At 62.4% G+C, this 15,660-nt stretch carries 13 protein-coding genes and 1 riboswitch; of the genes, 8 read left to right on the forward strand and 5 right to left on the reverse strand.

Annotation, left to right across the window (positions count from 1 at the left end; all coding sequences use genetic code 11):
• Window positions 1-167: 167 nt before the first annotated feature.
• Window positions 168-1,403: a sodium:proton antiporter gene (locus tag ACF8FG_RS07980; RefSeq protein ID WP_014592645.1), complete on the forward strand. Its 1,236-nt coding sequence runs from the start codon at window positions 168-170 to the stop codon at window positions 1,401-1,403.
• Window positions 1,404-1,515: 112 nt separating this feature from the next.
• Here the strand turns inward: ACF8FG_RS07980 and ACF8FG_RS07985 are convergent, their stop codons facing one another.
• Entirely contained in the window at window positions 1,516-1,917 is a 402-nt protein-coding gene (locus ACF8FG_RS07985; RefSeq protein WP_003249362.1) for an acyl-CoA thioesterase, read from the reverse strand.
• A gap of 178 nt (window positions 1,918-2,095) precedes the next feature.
• A riboswitch (S-adenosyl-L-homocysteine riboswitch) is annotated at window positions 2,096-2,192 on the forward strand.
• 20 nt (window positions 2,193-2,212) lie between these two features.
• Between ACF8FG_RS07985 and ahcY the strand changes: the two genes are divergently transcribed.
• The 5 genes from ahcY (at window position 2,213) to ACF8FG_RS08010 (ending at window position 8,849) form a co-directional block, all read left to right on the forward strand.
• A complete protein-coding gene (gene ahcY, locus ACF8FG_RS07990; RefSeq protein WP_014592646.1) occupies window positions 2,213-3,622 on the forward strand; it encodes an adenosylhomocysteinase in 1,410 nt (469 codons plus the stop codon).
• Window positions 3,623-3,776: 154 nt separating this feature from the next.
• A complete protein-coding gene (metF, locus tag ACF8FG_RS07995; RefSeq protein WP_014592647.1) occupies window positions 3,777-4,622 on the forward strand; it encodes a methylenetetrahydrofolate reductase [NAD(P)H] in 846 nt (281 codons plus the stop codon).
• A gap of 93 nt (window positions 4,623-4,715) precedes the next feature.
• Complete coding sequence (locus tag ACF8FG_RS08000) at window positions 4,716-5,792, forward strand: hypothetical protein (RefSeq protein WP_019436744.1); 1,077 nt, start codon at window positions 4,716-4,718, stop codon at window positions 5,790-5,792.
• 169 nt (window positions 5,793-5,961) lie between these two features.
• Complete coding sequence (locus ACF8FG_RS08005) at window positions 5,962-6,750, forward strand: ABC transporter substrate-binding protein (protein ID WP_041167103.1); 789 nt, start codon at window positions 5,962-5,964, stop codon at window positions 6,748-6,750.
• A 218-nt stretch (window positions 6,751-6,968) separates the two neighbouring features.
• Window positions 6,969-8,849 carry a DEAD/DEAH box helicase gene (locus ACF8FG_RS08010; protein ID WP_070384423.1) on the forward strand — a complete coding sequence of 627 codons (1,881 nt, stop codon included), beginning with the start codon at window positions 6,969-6,971 and terminating at the stop codon, window positions 8,847-8,849.
• A gap of 140 nt (window positions 8,850-8,989) precedes the next feature.
• Here ACF8FG_RS08010 and ACF8FG_RS08015 read toward each other — a convergent pair whose 3' ends face one another.
• The 3 genes from ACF8FG_RS08015 to ACF8FG_RS08025 form a co-directional block, all read right to left on the reverse strand.
• Window positions 8,990-9,568 carry a YceI family protein gene (locus ACF8FG_RS08015; RefSeq protein ID WP_003249350.1) on the reverse strand — a complete coding sequence of 193 codons (579 nt, stop codon included), beginning with the start codon at window positions 9,566-9,568 and terminating at the stop codon, window positions 8,990-8,992.
• A 32-nt stretch (window positions 9,569-9,600) separates the two neighbouring features.
• Window positions 9,601-10,152 (reverse strand): cytochrome b, encoded by a 552-nt coding sequence (locus ACF8FG_RS08020; protein WP_014592651.1) that lies wholly within the window; start codon window positions 10,150-10,152, stop codon window positions 9,601-9,603.
• 194 nt (window positions 10,153-10,346) lie between these two features.
• On the reverse strand, window positions 10,347-12,206 hold the full coding sequence (locus tag ACF8FG_RS08025; RefSeq protein ID WP_014592652.1) for a flavin monoamine oxidase family protein: 1,860 nt from the start codon (window positions 12,204-12,206) through the stop codon (window positions 10,347-10,349).
• A gap of 372 nt (window positions 12,207-12,578) precedes the next feature.
• Here ACF8FG_RS08025 and ACF8FG_RS08030 point away from each other — a divergent pair, with 372 nt between their 5' ends.
• Window positions 12,579-13,985 (forward strand): adenosylmethionine--8-amino-7-oxononanoate transaminase, encoded by a 1,407-nt coding sequence (locus tag ACF8FG_RS08030; protein WP_003249342.1) that lies wholly within the window; start codon window positions 12,579-12,581, stop codon window positions 13,983-13,985.
• Between the two features lie 148 nt (window positions 13,986-14,133).
• Complete coding sequence (locus ACF8FG_RS08035; protein ID WP_019436737.1) at window positions 14,134-14,853, forward strand: 16S rRNA (uracil(1498)-N(3))-methyltransferase; 720 nt, start codon at window positions 14,134-14,136, stop codon at window positions 14,851-14,853.
• Here the strand turns inward: ACF8FG_RS08035 and ACF8FG_RS08040 are convergent, their stop codons facing one another.
• Window positions 14,854-15,471 carry a hemolysin III family protein gene (locus tag ACF8FG_RS08040; protein ID WP_318077982.1) on the reverse strand — a complete coding sequence of 206 codons (618 nt, stop codon included), beginning with the start codon at window positions 15,469-15,471 and terminating at the stop codon, window positions 14,854-14,856.
• Window positions 15,472-15,660: the final 189 nt, after the last annotated feature.

Consider the following 15,660-nt stretch of genomic DNA (forward strand, 5'->3'; position numbering starts at 1 on the left):
GTGTTCGCGGGCACGCCCGCTCCCACAGGGTAACCAGTGCAGACTGTCACGGGAACGATTTGGACTAATTCGGTCAAACCCTGTGCCCCGAACCCCGTGCCAGGTCATCAAAGAACTGCCCGAGTCACTCGGGTAACGACTTGGAAGCCACTGTTACAGGATTCGGGATGCTTGAATTAGTTGCCGCGTTTATCTGCCTCACCACACTTCTGACCTATGTGAACTACCGTTTCATCGGCCTGCCCCCCGCCATCGGCGTGATGGTTACGGCGCTGTTGTTTTCCCTGATATTGCAAGGCCTGAGCCTTATCGGCTTCCCTGGCCTGGAAGAGCGCGTCGAAGGGCTGATGAACCAGATCGACTTCAACGATCTGCTCATGCACTGGATGCTGGCGTTTCTGTTGTTTGCCGGCGCTCTGCACGTCAACCTCAGCGACCTGCGCAGCTACCGCTGGCCGATCGGCCTGCTGGCCACCTTGGGCGTGCTGATTGCCACAATGGTCATCGGCTACCTGGCGCATTGGGTGTTTGCCCTGTTCGGCTGGCAGGTCCCCCTGATCTACTGCCTGCTGTTCGGTGCACTGATCTCACCGACCGACCCGATTGCCGTGCTTGGCGCGCTGCGTACTGCCAATGCGTCCAAACCGCTTAAAACCACCATCGTCGGCGAGTCACTGTTCAACGACGGCACGGCAGTTGTGGTATTCACCGTGTTGCTGGGCATCATCCAGTTGGGTGAAACACCGAGCATGACCGACACGGCGATCCTGTTCGCCCGCGAGGCCATTGGCGGTGTGGTGTTCGGTGGCCTGATCGGCTACGCCACCTACCGCATGATCAAGAGCGTCGAGCAGTACCAGGTGGAAGTCATGCTGACCCTGGCGCTGGTAATCGGTGGTTCGGCGATGTGCTACGAGCTGCATGTGTCGGCACCGATCGCCATGGTGGTGGCAGGCCTGATCATCGGCAACCTGGGGCGCAACCTGGCGATGAATGACATGACCCGCCGTTACATGGACGGTTTCTGGGAGCTGATCGACGACATGCTCAATGCGCTGCTGTTCGCATTGATCGGCCTGGAGCTGTTGCTGCTGCCGTTCAACTGGATGCACCTGGCGGCCGGCGGCGTGCTGGCGCTGGCAGTGCTGCTGTCGCGCCTGCTGACGGTGGCCCCGGCGATCGTGCTGCTGCGGCGCTGGCGCCCGGTGCCCAAAGGCACGGTGCGGGTGCTGACCTGGGGTGGCCTGCGCGGTGGCGTGTCGGTGGCACTTGCGCTGTCGCTACCACTGGGCGATGAACGGGACCTGCTGCTGTCGATCACCTACATCGTGGTGTTGTCGTCGATTCTGGTGCAGGGGTTGAGCATTGGGCGGGTGGTGCGCAAGGTCAGCGCCCAGCCTTGAGAATGCCGGGGCCGCTTTGCGGCCCATTCGCGGGTAAACCCGCTCCTACAGGTTCGCGTCCCCCTGTAGGAGCGGGTTCACCCGCGAAGAGGCCGACACTGGCAACCAGGGCCTATTCGACTGCCGAATCCGGGAACTGGTCCTGCACGTACTTGATCTCGGTGCGCCCATGGGCTGCCGGCAAGCCATCCTCACCCAGGTTGACGAACACCATCTTGTCGACAGTCAGAATGCTCTTGCGGGTGATCTTGTTACGCACTTCGCACTTGAGGGTGATCGAGGTGCGGCCGAACGCGGTAGCGGTGATGCCCAGCTCGATGATGTCACCCTGACGCGAAGCACTGACGAAGTTGATTTCCGACATGTACTTGGTCACCACACGCTGGTTGCCCAACTGGACGATGGCGTAGATCGCCGCCTCTTCATCGATCCAGCGCAACAGGCTGCCACCGAACAGGGTGCCATTGGGGTTGAGATCTTCAGGTTTAACCCACTTGCGGGTGTGAAAGTTCATCTGTACTCCTGACCTGCTTGGCTAACGTGTAGCAATGATGGCAGAGCGGCTGCCTTCGCTCCATTGAACATCGACTATCGTCGCGATTAATCGACGGAAAACCTTGGGCAAGCCGGCGGGGGCAGCTATAATCTGCGCCGTTTTACATGGTTGCCCACAGCGGTGCCATGCCCGCCACCTGTCCGAGGGGCGCTGCAGCAGGCTAGGCCTGTCAGGCTCGGATGGGGCGTTGCTCGCTCCCGCGAGCGCTTAACGCACAACGGCGCCCATTCGCACATTACGAATGGAGGCTCTCATGAGCGCTGCAAACATGCCTGCTGGTTTTACCGATTACAAAGTCGCCGACATCTCCCTGGCCGCCTGGGGCCGTCGCGAAACCATCATTGCCGAATCGGAAATGCCTGCGCTGATGGGCCTGCGTCGCAAGTACCTGGCCGAGCAACCGCTCAAGGGTGCGAAGATCCTGGGCTGCATCCACATGACCATCCAGACCGCCGTGCTGATCGAAACCCTGGTTGCCCTGGGTGCCGAAGTGCGCTGGTCGTCCTGCAACATTTTCTCGACTCAAGACCAGGCCGCCGCTTCGATCGCCGCCGCCGGTATCCCGGTGTTCGCCTGGAAAGGTGAAACCGAAGAAGAGTACGAGTGGTGCCTGGAGCAGACCATCCTGAAAGATGGCCAGCCATGGGACGCCAACATGATCCTCGACGACGGTGGTGACCTGACCGAACTGCTGCACAAGAAGTACCCGCAGGTACTGGACCGCGTGCACGGCGTGACCGAAGAGACCACCACCGGCGTACACCGCCTGCTGGACATGCTGGCCAAGGGCGAGCTGAAAGTCCCGGCGATCAACGTCAACGACTCGGTCACCAAGAGCAAGAACGACAACAAGTACGGCTGCCGTCACAGCCTGAACGATGCCATCAAGCGTGGTACCGACCACCTGCTGTCGGGCAAGCAGGCCCTGGTGATCGGCTACGGTGACGTGGGCAAGGGCTCGGCCCAGTCCCTGCGTCAGGAAGGCATGATCGTCAAGGTTTCCGAAGTTGACCCAATCTGCGCCATGCAGGCCTGCATGGACGGCTTCGAGCTGGTCTCGCCGTTCATCGACGGTATCAACGACGGCACCGAAGCCAGCATCGACAAGGCCCTGCTGGGCAAGATCGACCTGATCGTGACCACCACCGGTAACGTCAACGTCTGCGACGCCAACATGCTCAAGGCCCTGAAAAAGCGTGCCGTAGTCTGCAACATCGGCCACTTCGACAACGAGATCGACACCGCCTTCATGCGCAAGAACTGGGCCTGGGAAGAGGTCAAGCCGCAGGTTCACAAGATCCACCGTACCGGCGCTGGCAGCTTCGACCCGCAGAACGACGACTACCTGATCCTGCTGGCCGAAGGCCGCCTGGTCAACCTGGGCAACGCCACTGGCCACCCAAGCCGCATCATGGACGGCTCGTTCGCCAACCAGGTTCTGGCACAGATCTTCCTGTTCGAGCAGAAGTTCGCTGACCTGCCGGCCGAAAAGAAAGCCGAGCGCCTGACCGTTGAAGTGCTGCCGAAGAAACTCGACGAAGAAGTGGCCCTGGAAATGGTCCGCGGCTTCGGCGGCGTGGTCACCCAGCTGACCAAGCAGCAAGCCGACTACATCGGCGTGACCGTCGAAGGCCCGTTCAAGCCGCACGCCTACCGCTACTAAGCGGCAAGCTTGAAGCTGCAAGCGGCGACGTGCCGTTGCCACTTGCAGCTCCGGAAACACAGATCTTGAACGACGCCCAAGCCAGACCGGCCATCACCGATCTGGCTTTTACTTGCAGCTTGCCGCCAGACGCTTGTTGCCAGAGGAACGCCTGATGTCACAAGAACGCCGCTACAGTTTCGAGTTCTTCCCGACCAAGACCGATGCCGGTCACGAAAAGCTGATGGGCGTCGCCCGCCAGCTGGCCACCTATAACCCGGACTTCTTCTCCTGCACCTACGGTGCCGGTGGCTCGACCCGCGACCGCACGCTCAATACCGTGCTGCAGCTGGAAAGCGAAGTGAAGATACCTGCCGCGCCGCACCTGTCGTGCGTGGGCGACACCAAGGCCGAATTGCGCTCCCTGCTGGCCGAGTACAAGGCCGCCGGCATCAAACGCATTGTCGCTTTGCGTGGTGACCTGCCGTCGGGCATGGGCATGGCCAGTGGTGAACTGCGCTATGCCAGTGACCTGGTCGAGTTCATCCGCCAGGAAACCGCTGATCACTTCCACCTGGAAGTGGCTGCCTACCCGGAAATGCACCCGCAGGCGCGCAACTTCGAGGCGGATCTGGCCAACTTTGTGCACAAGGTCAAGGCCGGTGCCGACAGCGCCATCACCCAGTACTTCTTCAACGCCGACAGCTACTTCTATTTCGTCGAGCGTGCACAGAAGCTGGGCGTAGACATTCCGGTGGTACCGGGCATCATGCCGATCACCAACTACAGCAAGCTGGCCCGCTTCTCCGATGCCTGTGGCGCCGAGATCCCGCGCTGGATCCGCAAGCAGCTGGAAGCCTATGCCGACGACACTGCCAGCATCCAGGCCTTCGGCGAAGAAGTGATTACCCACATGTGCGAACAGCTGCTGCAAGGCGGCGCGCCGGGGCTCCACTTCTATACCTTGAACCAGGCCGAACCGAGCCTGGCGATCTGGAACAACCTGAAGCTGCCGCGCTGAAATCTTTTGGCAAAGTCTGCTTAAGAAATGATTAAGGCTTTGGTCATAGACTAAAGCCTTATTCATTTTCGGGTTAAACAGGTCTTGCCTGCCATGCAGCACACCCAACCTTCGCGCCCACAGCTTGTATACCTGGCTTTTGGCCCGGCAACCTACCATCAGGAAGCCTGCTTCAGCATCGTCAGCGCCCTCGCCCAGCTAGGCAGCGCAGCCGGCGAGGCCATGGACATCCAGGTCTACACCGACAATGCGCAGCCCTACGCCAGGCTGCCCGTCACCGTCCACCTGCTGGACGAGGCCACGCGCCAGGCATGGAATGCCCCGCACGGTTATCACTTTCGCAGCAAGCATGTGCTGTTGCGCCAGGTACTGCAGCAACACCCGCTTGCAGTGCTGATCGACACCGACACCTTCTTCCGCACTTCGCCGTTGCATCTGTTCGCCCGTGTGGCGCCCAACCGCCTGCTGTGCAACGCCATCGGCACGCGCTACGGCGCTGACCAGAAGTGCCTGTTGTACAAGAACCTGCTGGCCATTCTCGAGTCCCGGGGACTGGCCGACTGCCAGATGCCACTCGTCAATTCCGGCGTTATCGGCCTCACTGCCGAGAACTCCGACACCCTGGACCGCTCCATCGCCATGATGGACGAATTCTACCCCTTGGCTCGAGAGGCCTATACCCTTGAGGAGTTCTGCCTGGCAGTAGCGGCCTACCGCAACCTGGAGCTGGCCGAGTGTACCGATGTCATCCATCACTACTGGAGCCGGAAGGCGCAGTTCCGCGCCAAGATCCAGGCCTGGCTGCGCAAGCATGACCACGACCCACTCAGCCCCTCGGCCCTGGCCGACGTTGCGCGGGTCAACGACCAACTGCCGCGGCCACCCACCCTGCACCGCCTGGGTTACAAGGCGTTGAGCCTGACCCTGCCAAGCCACGAGCGCCAGTTCGCCCGCGAATTGCTCTATGGCTGCTACCCCTACCCCAATGAGTTCGATCGCGCCTGTGCGTCCGCCTGGTGGGACAAGGCCCTGGAAAACCTCAATGACCGCTACGGCCACGTGGAGCCCGAGCGGCTGCGTCAGTGCCTGCGCCATCCGGGGCTACGGCTATCGCTGGGCGAGCGGCGCAAGGATATCGAGGCGCATCTGCTGCGAACCACTCAAGCCTGATGTGCCCGCAAAACTCATTGCCTTGCGCGGTCTTGTGGGAGCGGGCGTGCCCGCGAAGAGAGCAACCCGATCGTTGGCACCGGCTTCGCCGGTGTTCGCGGGCACGCCCGCTCCCACATCGATCGTGCATGCCTTTACCGTACACCGGCCGAGCGCGTAATCTCCGGCCATGCCACATATCGCCCGTCTATTCTGGATCCTCCTGCTCGTTTGCCTGAGCCCGTTGGCTCTGGGCGAACGCTTGCGCCTGGTAACCGACGACTGGGCACCTTATGTGTTTCAGCACAACGGCCAACCGCGCGGCATCGACTACGAAGTCGCCAGCCAGGTCTTCGCACGCCTCGGCGTCGAGGTGGAGTGGCAATTCCTGCCTTGGAAGCGCTGCTTGGCGATGGCTGAGCAGGGCCTGGCCGATGGCATTCTCGACATCTTCCAGACGGATGCGCGCCAACCCTACATGGTGTACGGCTCCGAACCCATGTCGGAGGTCGAATTCGTCCTGTTCCAAAGCCGCACGCGCCGCCATGCCGTCACCCACCTGGACGACCTCGCCGGCCTCACCGTCGGCACATCGCCAGGCTACGCCTACGGTAAAGAGTTCACCGAGGCCCCGCACTTCAAGCGCGAAGCCGCACCCACCCACGAAGCCAACTTCGGCAAGCTGGTGCTGGGCCGTATCGACCTGACGATCACCGACCGCAGGGTCGGGCATTACCTGCTCCGCCAGCTCGGCCTGCAACAGCAAGTCGAAGAACTGCCGCTGGTAGTCAGCCGCCAGGCGCAGTATTTGGGCCTGGTGCGCAAGCCTGGACGCGAGGCACTGGCCGTGGCCTTTGCTGAAGAGCTGCAGCGGTTCAAGCAGGAACCGGCCTATGCAGCGATCAGCAACCGCTATACAAGCGACACTGGAAACATTCTCAACGCCGTTGAGCAGCAGGAAAGCAGCACAGCGCGATAGCTCTGTTATACTCGGGCCTTCCCGCCCGGCTCACGCCCGGACGCTCGGCCTCGCAACAGGCATCCCGATCGGTACCGACGCCCCTTCGCGTCCAGCCTCCGTTTCCCGGATGTGCAGTGAAAGCCCAGCTGGACCGGACGCGATCGCATTTCACCGATGCCCGTCGCGCCAGGCAGAACATCCCAACGGGCCCAGCCCACACGAGAACAGGATCGCCCATGTCCTTTGCTTCCCTCGGTCTCTCCGAGGCTCTTGTCCGCGCTATCGAGGCTGCGGGCTACACCCAGCCGACCCCCGTGCAACAGCGGGCTATTCCCGCCGTGTTGCAAGGCCGCGACCTGATGGTTGCCGCACAGACAGGTACGGGTAAAACCGGCGGCTTCGCCCTGCCGATTCTCGAGCGCCTGTTCCCGGCCGGCCATCCCGACAAATCGCAGCGCCACGGCCCACGCCAGCCTCGCGTGCTGGTCCTGACACCGACCCGCGAACTGGCAGCCCAGGTGCATGACAGTTTCAAGGTCTATGCCCGTGACCTGCCACTGGTCAGCGCCTGCATCTTCGGCGGCGTTGGCATGAACCCGCAGATCCAGGCCATTGCCAAAGGCGTTGATGTGCTGGTCGCCTGCCCAGGCCGCCTGCTCGACCTGGCCGGTCAAGGCAAGGTCGACCTGGCCCACGTGGAAATCCTTGTACTTGATGAAGCCGATCGCATGCTCGACATGGGCTTCATCCACGACGTCAAGAAGGTCCTCGCCCGCCTGCCGGCCAAGCGCCAGAACCTGCTCTTCTCGGCCACCTTCTCCAAGGACATCACCGACCTCGCCGACAAGCTCCTGCACAACCCGGAGCGTATCGAGGTCACCCCGCCGAACACCACCGTCGAGCGTATCGAGCAGCGGGTGTATCGCCTGCCTGCCAGCCACAAGCGTGCCTTGCTGGCGCACTTGATCACCTTGGGCGCCTGGGAACAGGTGTTGGTGTTCACCCGAACCAAGCATGGCGCCAACCGCCTGGCCGAGTACCTGGAAAAGCAAGGCCTGACCGCCGCCGCGATCCACGGCAACAAGAGCCAGAACGCCCGCACCAAGGCTTTGGCCGACTTCAAGGCCAACAGCGTGCGCGTACTGGTCGCCACCGACATCGCTGCCCGCGGCCTGGACATCGACCAGTTGCCCCACGTTGTCAACTTCGAGCTGCCGAATGTCGAGGAGGACTACGTCCACCGCATTGGCCGTACCGGCCGTGCCGGTCGTTCGGGCGAAGCAATTTCCCTGGTCGCGCCAGATGAAGAGAAGCTGCTCAAGAGCATCGAGCGGGTGACCAAGCAGCGCATCGCGGATGGCGACCTGATGGGCTTCGACGCCAGCCAGGTAGAAGCCGAGAAGCCCGAAGCACGCGAGCGCCCGCAGAACAACGGCCGCGGCGGCCGCAACCAGCAAGCCCGTGGCGAAGGTGGTAAAGACAGCAACGGCGGCCGCAAGGACAAAGGCAAGGACAAAGGCAAAGCCAGGCAGCAAGCTGCGGCCAAGCCGGACGACAAGGAAAAGAGCGGCGACAAGCAGCAACCGCGCAAGCCGCGTGACAAGAAGCCACGCCCGCAGCAAGCCAGCAGTAACAGCGTTCCGAAGCCGCCGGCAGACCGCGACCCGGAAGAATTCCTGGACGACGAGCTCGATAACTTCGGTAACCGCGCCGACTATGTCAGCCCGTACCAGGGCAAGAACCAGGGCCGCAACCGCCGCCCGGGTGGTGCTGGCCAAGGTCAGGGGCAAGGCAATAGCCAACGCAGCAACGCTGGCGGCCAGGGCCAAGCCCGCAATGGCGGCCAGCCACGCAGTGGTGCCGGAGAAAAACGCCCGCCCCGCGCCAACAACGGTGGCGGTGCCCGTCGTGATGGCGGCGGTGGCCGTGGTCGCCCTGCGCGTGACGATGCTGCCCGGCAAGAGCCGGCCGTGCGCAACACGCGTCAGCCGGAAAAACAGCCAGTGATCATTCGCAAGGAGTCCAAACTGGACCGCTTCCCGACGCCTGAGCAACTGGATGACCTGCCAAGCCGCCCACGCGGTGAGCGCCCGGCGCTGCTGACCCGCAAGGGCTGAGAGAAATACCGAGGGGGCTGCTTCGCGGCCCTATCACGACACAAGGCCGCGCCTGCAGAGAATTTCTTGATCTCTGCAGGAGCGGCCTTGTGTCGTGATAGGGCCGCAAAGCGGCCCCCTCGGTCTTCAGCTAGCAGAAATTACTTCTGCTTCACACCTTCGACACTGATATCCAGGTCCAGGGTCTGCGAAGTAGCGCCTGGGCCTTTGATGCCGAAGTCGTTCAGGTTCAACGTCGTGGTGGCGTTGAAGCCTGCGCGCTCACCACCCCATGGGTCCTTGCCTTCACCGTTGAAGGTAGCCTTGAACGTCACCGGTTTGGTGACACCGTGCATGGTCAGGTCGCCAGTCACATCAGCCGTCTTGTCGCCAGTCGACTTGACGCTGGTGGAGACGAATTTGGCGTCCGGGTACTTCTTCACGTCCAGGAAGTCGGCGCTGGCGATGTGCTTGTCACGCTCGGCGTGGTTCGACCACAGGCTGGCAGTTTTCAAGTCGACACTGATCTTGCTGGCTTCAGGCTTGGCACTGTCCCAGCTGAAGTTGCCGTCGAAATCCTTGAAAGTACCGTGGATGAAGCTGTAGCCCAGGTGGCTGATTTTCCAGTCAACGAACGCGTGCTGGCCTTCCTTGTCGATCTTGTACTCGGCAGCCATGGCCTGGCCAGCAGAGAGCAGAGCGGTACCGAGCGCCAGAGCGGCAAAAGTCTTTTTCAACATCCTGTTCCTTCCTGTGTAATTGAGGTTGAGAGTCAAGCTTTGCGGCCCAGCATGCGAGTCAGGGTCGCGTCACGGTCGATGAAATGATGCTTGAGCGCGGCAAGGGCATGCAGCACGGCAAAAATCACCAGCCCCCAAGCCAGCCACAAATGAACCACACCCGCCACATCTGCCTGGTCAGGCAGGTCGCTGATCAGTGCCGGCACTTCGAACAGGCCGAACACCGGAATGCCGACGCCGTCGGCGGTGGAAATCAGGTAACCGGCAACCATCACCGCAAACAGCCCAAGGTACAGGGCCAGGTGGCCCAACTTGGCCGCCAGGCGTGTGACCGCACCATGGTTGGTTGGTGCCGATGGTGGCGGGCTGATGAAACGCCAGACTAGCCGCAGCAGCATCACCGCCAGCAGCACCAGGCCGATGCTCTTGTGCAGGTCCGGGCCAGCTTTGCGCCAAGGGCTGTAGTAGTCGAGGCCGACCATCCACAAGCCCAGGCCAAACAGGCCGAAAACTGCCAGCGCCACGCCCCAATGCAGGATGATGCTGACCACGCCGTAGCGAGAAGGTGAATTGCGCAGTTGCATGTTGCGTGTTTCCCCGTGAAAGCTATGCACAGACTAACGCGTAACGTATCGAAGAAAAGCGGAAAAAATTGCTTTGGATTATCGAGGAATCCGATATTTATTCTCTTAGCTGACCATTAAGAAAACATTAACGATAGTAGGAGAGTTGGCAGTGCCGGCCCTTAGGCTGCGATCAGGCCGGCACTGTCGATCAATCAGCCCGCCTTGGCCTGGGTAGTGGTTACAGCCTTCTTCGCTGGGTCGGTCTTGGCTGTCGCCTTCTTCGTCTCGGCAGGCTTGTGGGCTGGCTTGTGCGCGGGCGCATGCTTGGCGGGAGCGGCTTTGGTTGCCGCAGGCTTGGCCGCCGTTTCCTTGGCCACAGGCGCAGGCGCTGCAGGAGCCGGAGCTGCCTGTGGAGCGGGCGCAGGTGCAGACGCCACTTCCTCAGCCTTGGCTATTGGCTCAGCCTTCGCCTCTGGCGTTTGCGCCCCGCCGAACAGGCGCTTGAAGAAGCCTGGCTTGTCCTGCTTGGCCTCTTCGGCCTGCTTAGGCTCAGCTTTGGCCGGCGCTTTGTCAGCTTTGTCGCCCTTGTCGGACGAACCGCCGAACATATTGGAGAAGAACCCGCCCTTGCTCTCCTTGGCGGCCACCGCACCTGCCGCCGCCGCAACCGGCAGCGCCTTGGCCGGGTCGAACGACTTGCCGGCCAACAGGTCCTGTGCCTGGCTGGCCGCACGCTGGCCACTGCGCAGGGCGCCTTCCAGGGTGCCCGGGTACAGGGCATCCGTGTGCTCACCGGCAAAGATCATGCGCTGCACCGGACGTTCCCACAGGCGCCAGTATTTACTGATCTGCCCTGGGCCGTAGGCCAGGTAGGCACCACCCATGCCAGCGTCCGCGCTGTATCGCTTGACCTCATAACCGGTGAAAGCACCACGGGCCTGGGGGTAGAACGCATGCAGACGGATCAGCACCTGGTCGACCATCTGCTTTTCACCAAAGGCCTGCAGCAGGCGAGCGTTATCGCCGGACAGGTTGATCACCACGTTGGCCCCCCCCTTGAGCGCCGGCTCGACCCACAGCATGCCGAGGCCGGCGTTACTGTAGATTTCGCCCGACATGCGTGCACGGCTTTCCCAAACGGGTTTCTTGAACTTGAGCATGATCTGGTCGCGCCAACCATAGTTGGTACCCTTGAGCGCCGCCAGGTGCTGGCTGTCCAGGCCAGGGGTCATCTGAATCTTGGCCAGTGCGCGCAGGGGCACGGCCATGACCAGATAATCCGCCTTGTAGCCGAGGCTGCCGACTTTTACCGTGACACCATCCTTGTCCTGGACAATGGCGGTAACCGGAGAGTTGGTCTTGATGGTTTTCAGCTGCTTGACGAAAGCCTGGGCCAGCACCGGGCTGCCACCGGGCAGGCGCGCAGCGCGCAGGTCGCGGTCGCTGACGCCGCGGTAGACGCGGTTCTGCTGGGCGAAGTACAGCAGCGACAGGCGGGACGGTTCATCGTAGCGGGTGCGGATCTGCTGATTGATCAACTGACGGGCGGTGGCCGGCAGTTGCAGTTTGTCCAGCCAGGTGGAGACGTTGATCTGGTCAAGGGCGAACAGCGTGCTGGTTGCCTGCGGGTTCAGCGGGTCATCGATCGAACGGGCCAGGTCATCGAGGGTTTTCTCGTAACGCTTGAGCGCCTCGGCAGTGGCCGGTTGCTTGGTGGCCAGGTCGCTGGCGCTGAAGTACTCGCCGTCGATCAGGTAACCCGGGGTTCGCACGAACTCGGGCGCCGGCAGTGTTTCAAGCTTGAAACGGTCGAGGTACTGGTTGAGCACCGGCTGTGCCTTGGCGTTGCCGATCCACTCGCTGGTGGCCAGGCCCGAACGCCCGCCCATGCCCGCCTTGGCCTCCAGCAGGGTCACCTGCCAGCCTTTGTTCTGCAGCTCGTAGGCTGCCGTCAGGCCTGCCAGGCCACCCCCCACGACAATCGCCGTGGGCGTCTTGTCTTTTGCCAGCGCAGCGCCGCTGGACACACCAATCAATACCAACGCGCACAGGCGCACCCAAGCAGCAGCCATGTCGGCGAACTCCGAGTCAGAGGTTACAGAAACGGGGAGAGGCAGGAATGCCCCAGGAAGATGCGTTAAGAATACGTCAGGTCCGAGCACCCTGCCAGCGCAGTGACATCAAGTCCTTTTGGCAGCTCATATTTTTGTCGGTAGCTATGGCACACAGTAGCAGGGGACCTCTGCATGAGGCTGGTGACTTCGCACAGCCTCAGGCCTGAGCCTTCACTCCGGCAACACATCCTGCAGGGCTTTGCTCTGTGCATGGCAGCAGGCTCGAATGGACCGGCACCCACAGCCATTGAACGGCAGCGGTTGTCCTGCCCTGCGGCATTGCTTAGGCTTACGCGGTCGAACCACGCCGCAAAGCCAGGAGAAGTGCCCATGGGCCTCAATGATCAGTGGATGCAACGCGACCTCAAGGTCCTGTGGCACCCCTGTACCCAGATGAAAGACCACGAGCAGCTGCCGCTGATCCCGATCAAGCGCGGCGAAGGCGTGTGGCTGGAAGACTTCGAGGGCAAACGCTACCTGGATGCGGTAAGCAGCTGGTGGGTCAACGTGTTCGGCCATGCCAACCCGCGCATCAACCAGCGCATCAAGGACCAGGTCGACCAGCTCGAGCACGTGATCCTGGCCGGTTTCAGTCATCAGCCAGTGATCGAGCTGTCCGAACGCCTGGTCGCCATGACCCCGGCCGGTCTCGACCGTGTGTTCTATGCCGACAATGGCTCGTCGTGCATCGAAGTGGCGCTGAAGATGAGCTTCCACTACTGGCAGAACATCGGCAAACCGGACAAGAAGCGCTTCGTCACCCTGACCAACAGCTACCATGGCGAAACCATTGCCGCCATGTCGGTGGGTGATGTGCCGCTGTTCACCGAGACCTACAAGGCGCTGCTGCTCGACACCCTCAAGGTGCCAAGCCCTGACTGCTACCTGCGCCCCGAGGGCATGAGCTGGGAGGAGCACTCGCGCAATATGTTCCAGGCCATGGAGCAGACCCTGGCCGAACACCACGCCTCGATCAGCGCCGTGATCGTCGAGCCGCTGATCCAGGGTGCCGGCGGCATGCGCATGTACCACCCCGTGTACCTCAAGTTGTTGCGCGAGGCCTGCGACCGCTATGACGTGCACCTTATCCACGACGAGATCGCCGTAGGCTTCGGCCGCACCGGCACGATGTTCGCCTGCGAGCAAGCCGGCATCCGCCCGGATTTCCTGTGCCTGTCCAAGGCCCTGACCGGCGGCTACCTGCCGCTGGCCGCCTGCCTGACCACCGACAAGGTGTACCAGGCGTTCTACGACGACTACCCGACACTGCGCGCGTTCCTGCACTCGCACAGCTACACCGGCAACCCGCTGGCGTGCGCTGCAGCGCTGGCGACCCTGGATATCTTCGAGCAGGACAACGTGATCGAGGCCAACAAGGCCCTGGCCACGCGCATGGCCACAGCCACTGCACATTTGGCCGATCATGCTCATGTTGCCGAAATACGCCAGACTGGCATGGCCCTGGCCATCGAAATGGTTCAAGACAAGGCAGGCAAGGTGGCCTACCCCTGGCAGGAGCGCCGTGGCCTGAAGGTGTTCGAGCACGCCCTGACCCGCGGCGCCCTGCTGCGACCGCTGGGCAGCGTGGTGTACTTCCTGCCGCCGTACGTGATCACCCCCGAGCAGATCGACTTCCTTGCCGAAGTGGCCAGCGAAGGCATCGATATCGCCACCCGCGACAGCGTCAGTGTCGCAGTACCGGCCAACTTCCACCCCGACTTCCGCGACCCGGGCTAGGCCCGGCAATTCGCCACACCACTTTTCCTGTGGGAGCGGGCGAGCCCGCGAACAAGGGCGAAGCCCTTGCCAGGCACCGCGGCGCCTGATTCGCGGGCACGCCCGCTCCCACAGGGGATCTGCGTCTCTCTATTTACCGAGCAAACCCATGAGACTGTCCCGCTTCTTCATCGACGCCCCCCTGAGCCTTGGCGAGCACGACCTGCCCGAGGCCCAGGCCCATTACATTGGCCGCGTGCTGCGCATGGCCCCCGGCGACGCCGTGCAGCTGTTCGATGGCAGCGGCCAGGAATACCGTGGTCAGTTGCTCGAGGTGGGCAAGAAAACTGTCCGCGTCAGCCTTGACCAGGCTTTTGCCGGCCAGGCCGATTCACCGCTGCATGTGCACCTGGGCCAGGGCCTCTCGCGTGGCGAGCGCATGGACTGGGCGATCCAGAAGGCCACCGAGCTTGGTGCCAACGAAATCACCCCGATCGTCAGCGAACGCTGCGAAGTGCGCCTGAAAGACGAACGCGCCGACAAGCGCCTGGCCCACTGGCGCCAAGTGGCGATCAGCGCCTGTGAACAATGCGGGCGTTCTACCTTGCCCGTCATCCACCCACCCGTGACCCTGGCCGAATGGTTGAGCAGCACCAAGGCTGACCTGAAGCTGGTCCTGCACCCGGTGGCCGAGCCGCTCACCAGCCATGAAAAGCCCGCCACCCTGGCCTTCGTGATCGGCCCCGAAGGCGGCCTGAGCGAAGCCGAGGTCGAGCAGGCCAAAGCCGCCGGCTTCCACGCAGCACGCCTTGGCCCGCGCGTGCTGCGCACCGAGACCGCACCGGTGGTGGCGCTGTCGGTGGCACAGCAGTTGTGGGGCGATTTTTAACTAGCGCACGTAGAGCGACACCGCCACGAAGTGCATCAGGCTGCCAGCGATCACGAACAGGTGCCAGATGCCATGCCAGTGGCGGAAGCGGCTGTCGAAGGTGAAGAAGATGATGCCGACGGTGTAGAACACGCCGCCGGCAGCCAGCCAGGCGAAGCCGGCAGTGCCCAGCGAGTTCAGCAGTGGCTTGACTGCCACCAGAACGATCCAGCCCATTACCGCATAGATGATGATCGACAGGATCCGCGCCTCGGAGCGCGGCTTGATCTCTTGCAACATGCCGATGATCGCCAGCCCCCAGACCACGCCGAACAGGCTCCATCCCCAAGGGCCGCGCAGGCTGACCAGGCAAAACGGCGTGTAGCTGCCGGCAATCAACAGATAGATCGACAGGTGGTCGAGCTTGCGCATGATCACTTTCGCCCGCCCACGGGTGCTGTGGTACAGGGTGGAAATGCTGTACAGCAACAGCAGCGTGCCGCCGTAGATGGAGAAGCTGACGATCTTCCACGGGTCGCCTTGCAGGCCCGCGACCACAATCAGCCAGATGGCACCAATAGCAGCGAGGACAGCACCGACCAGGTGGGTCCAGGCGTTGAAGCGTTCACCGTAATACATGCAAACACAGACCTCCTGAGGTGGGCTGGGTTCCTGTTGTGATGTTGATGACCTCGCTCTTTGTGGGAGCGGCCTTGTGTCGCGAAAGGGGCGCGAAGCGGCCCCAGGCTTTCATTGCCACTGCATGAACCGCCGGGGCTGCTGCGCAGCCCTATCGCGACACAAGGCCGCTCCCACTCCAGACCACCA

It is taken from the genome of Pseudomonas sp. YQ_6 (assembly GCF_043103245.1).
Lineage (GTDB): Bacteria > Pseudomonadota > Gammaproteobacteria > Pseudomonadales > Pseudomonadaceae > Aquipseudomonas > Aquipseudomonas alloputida.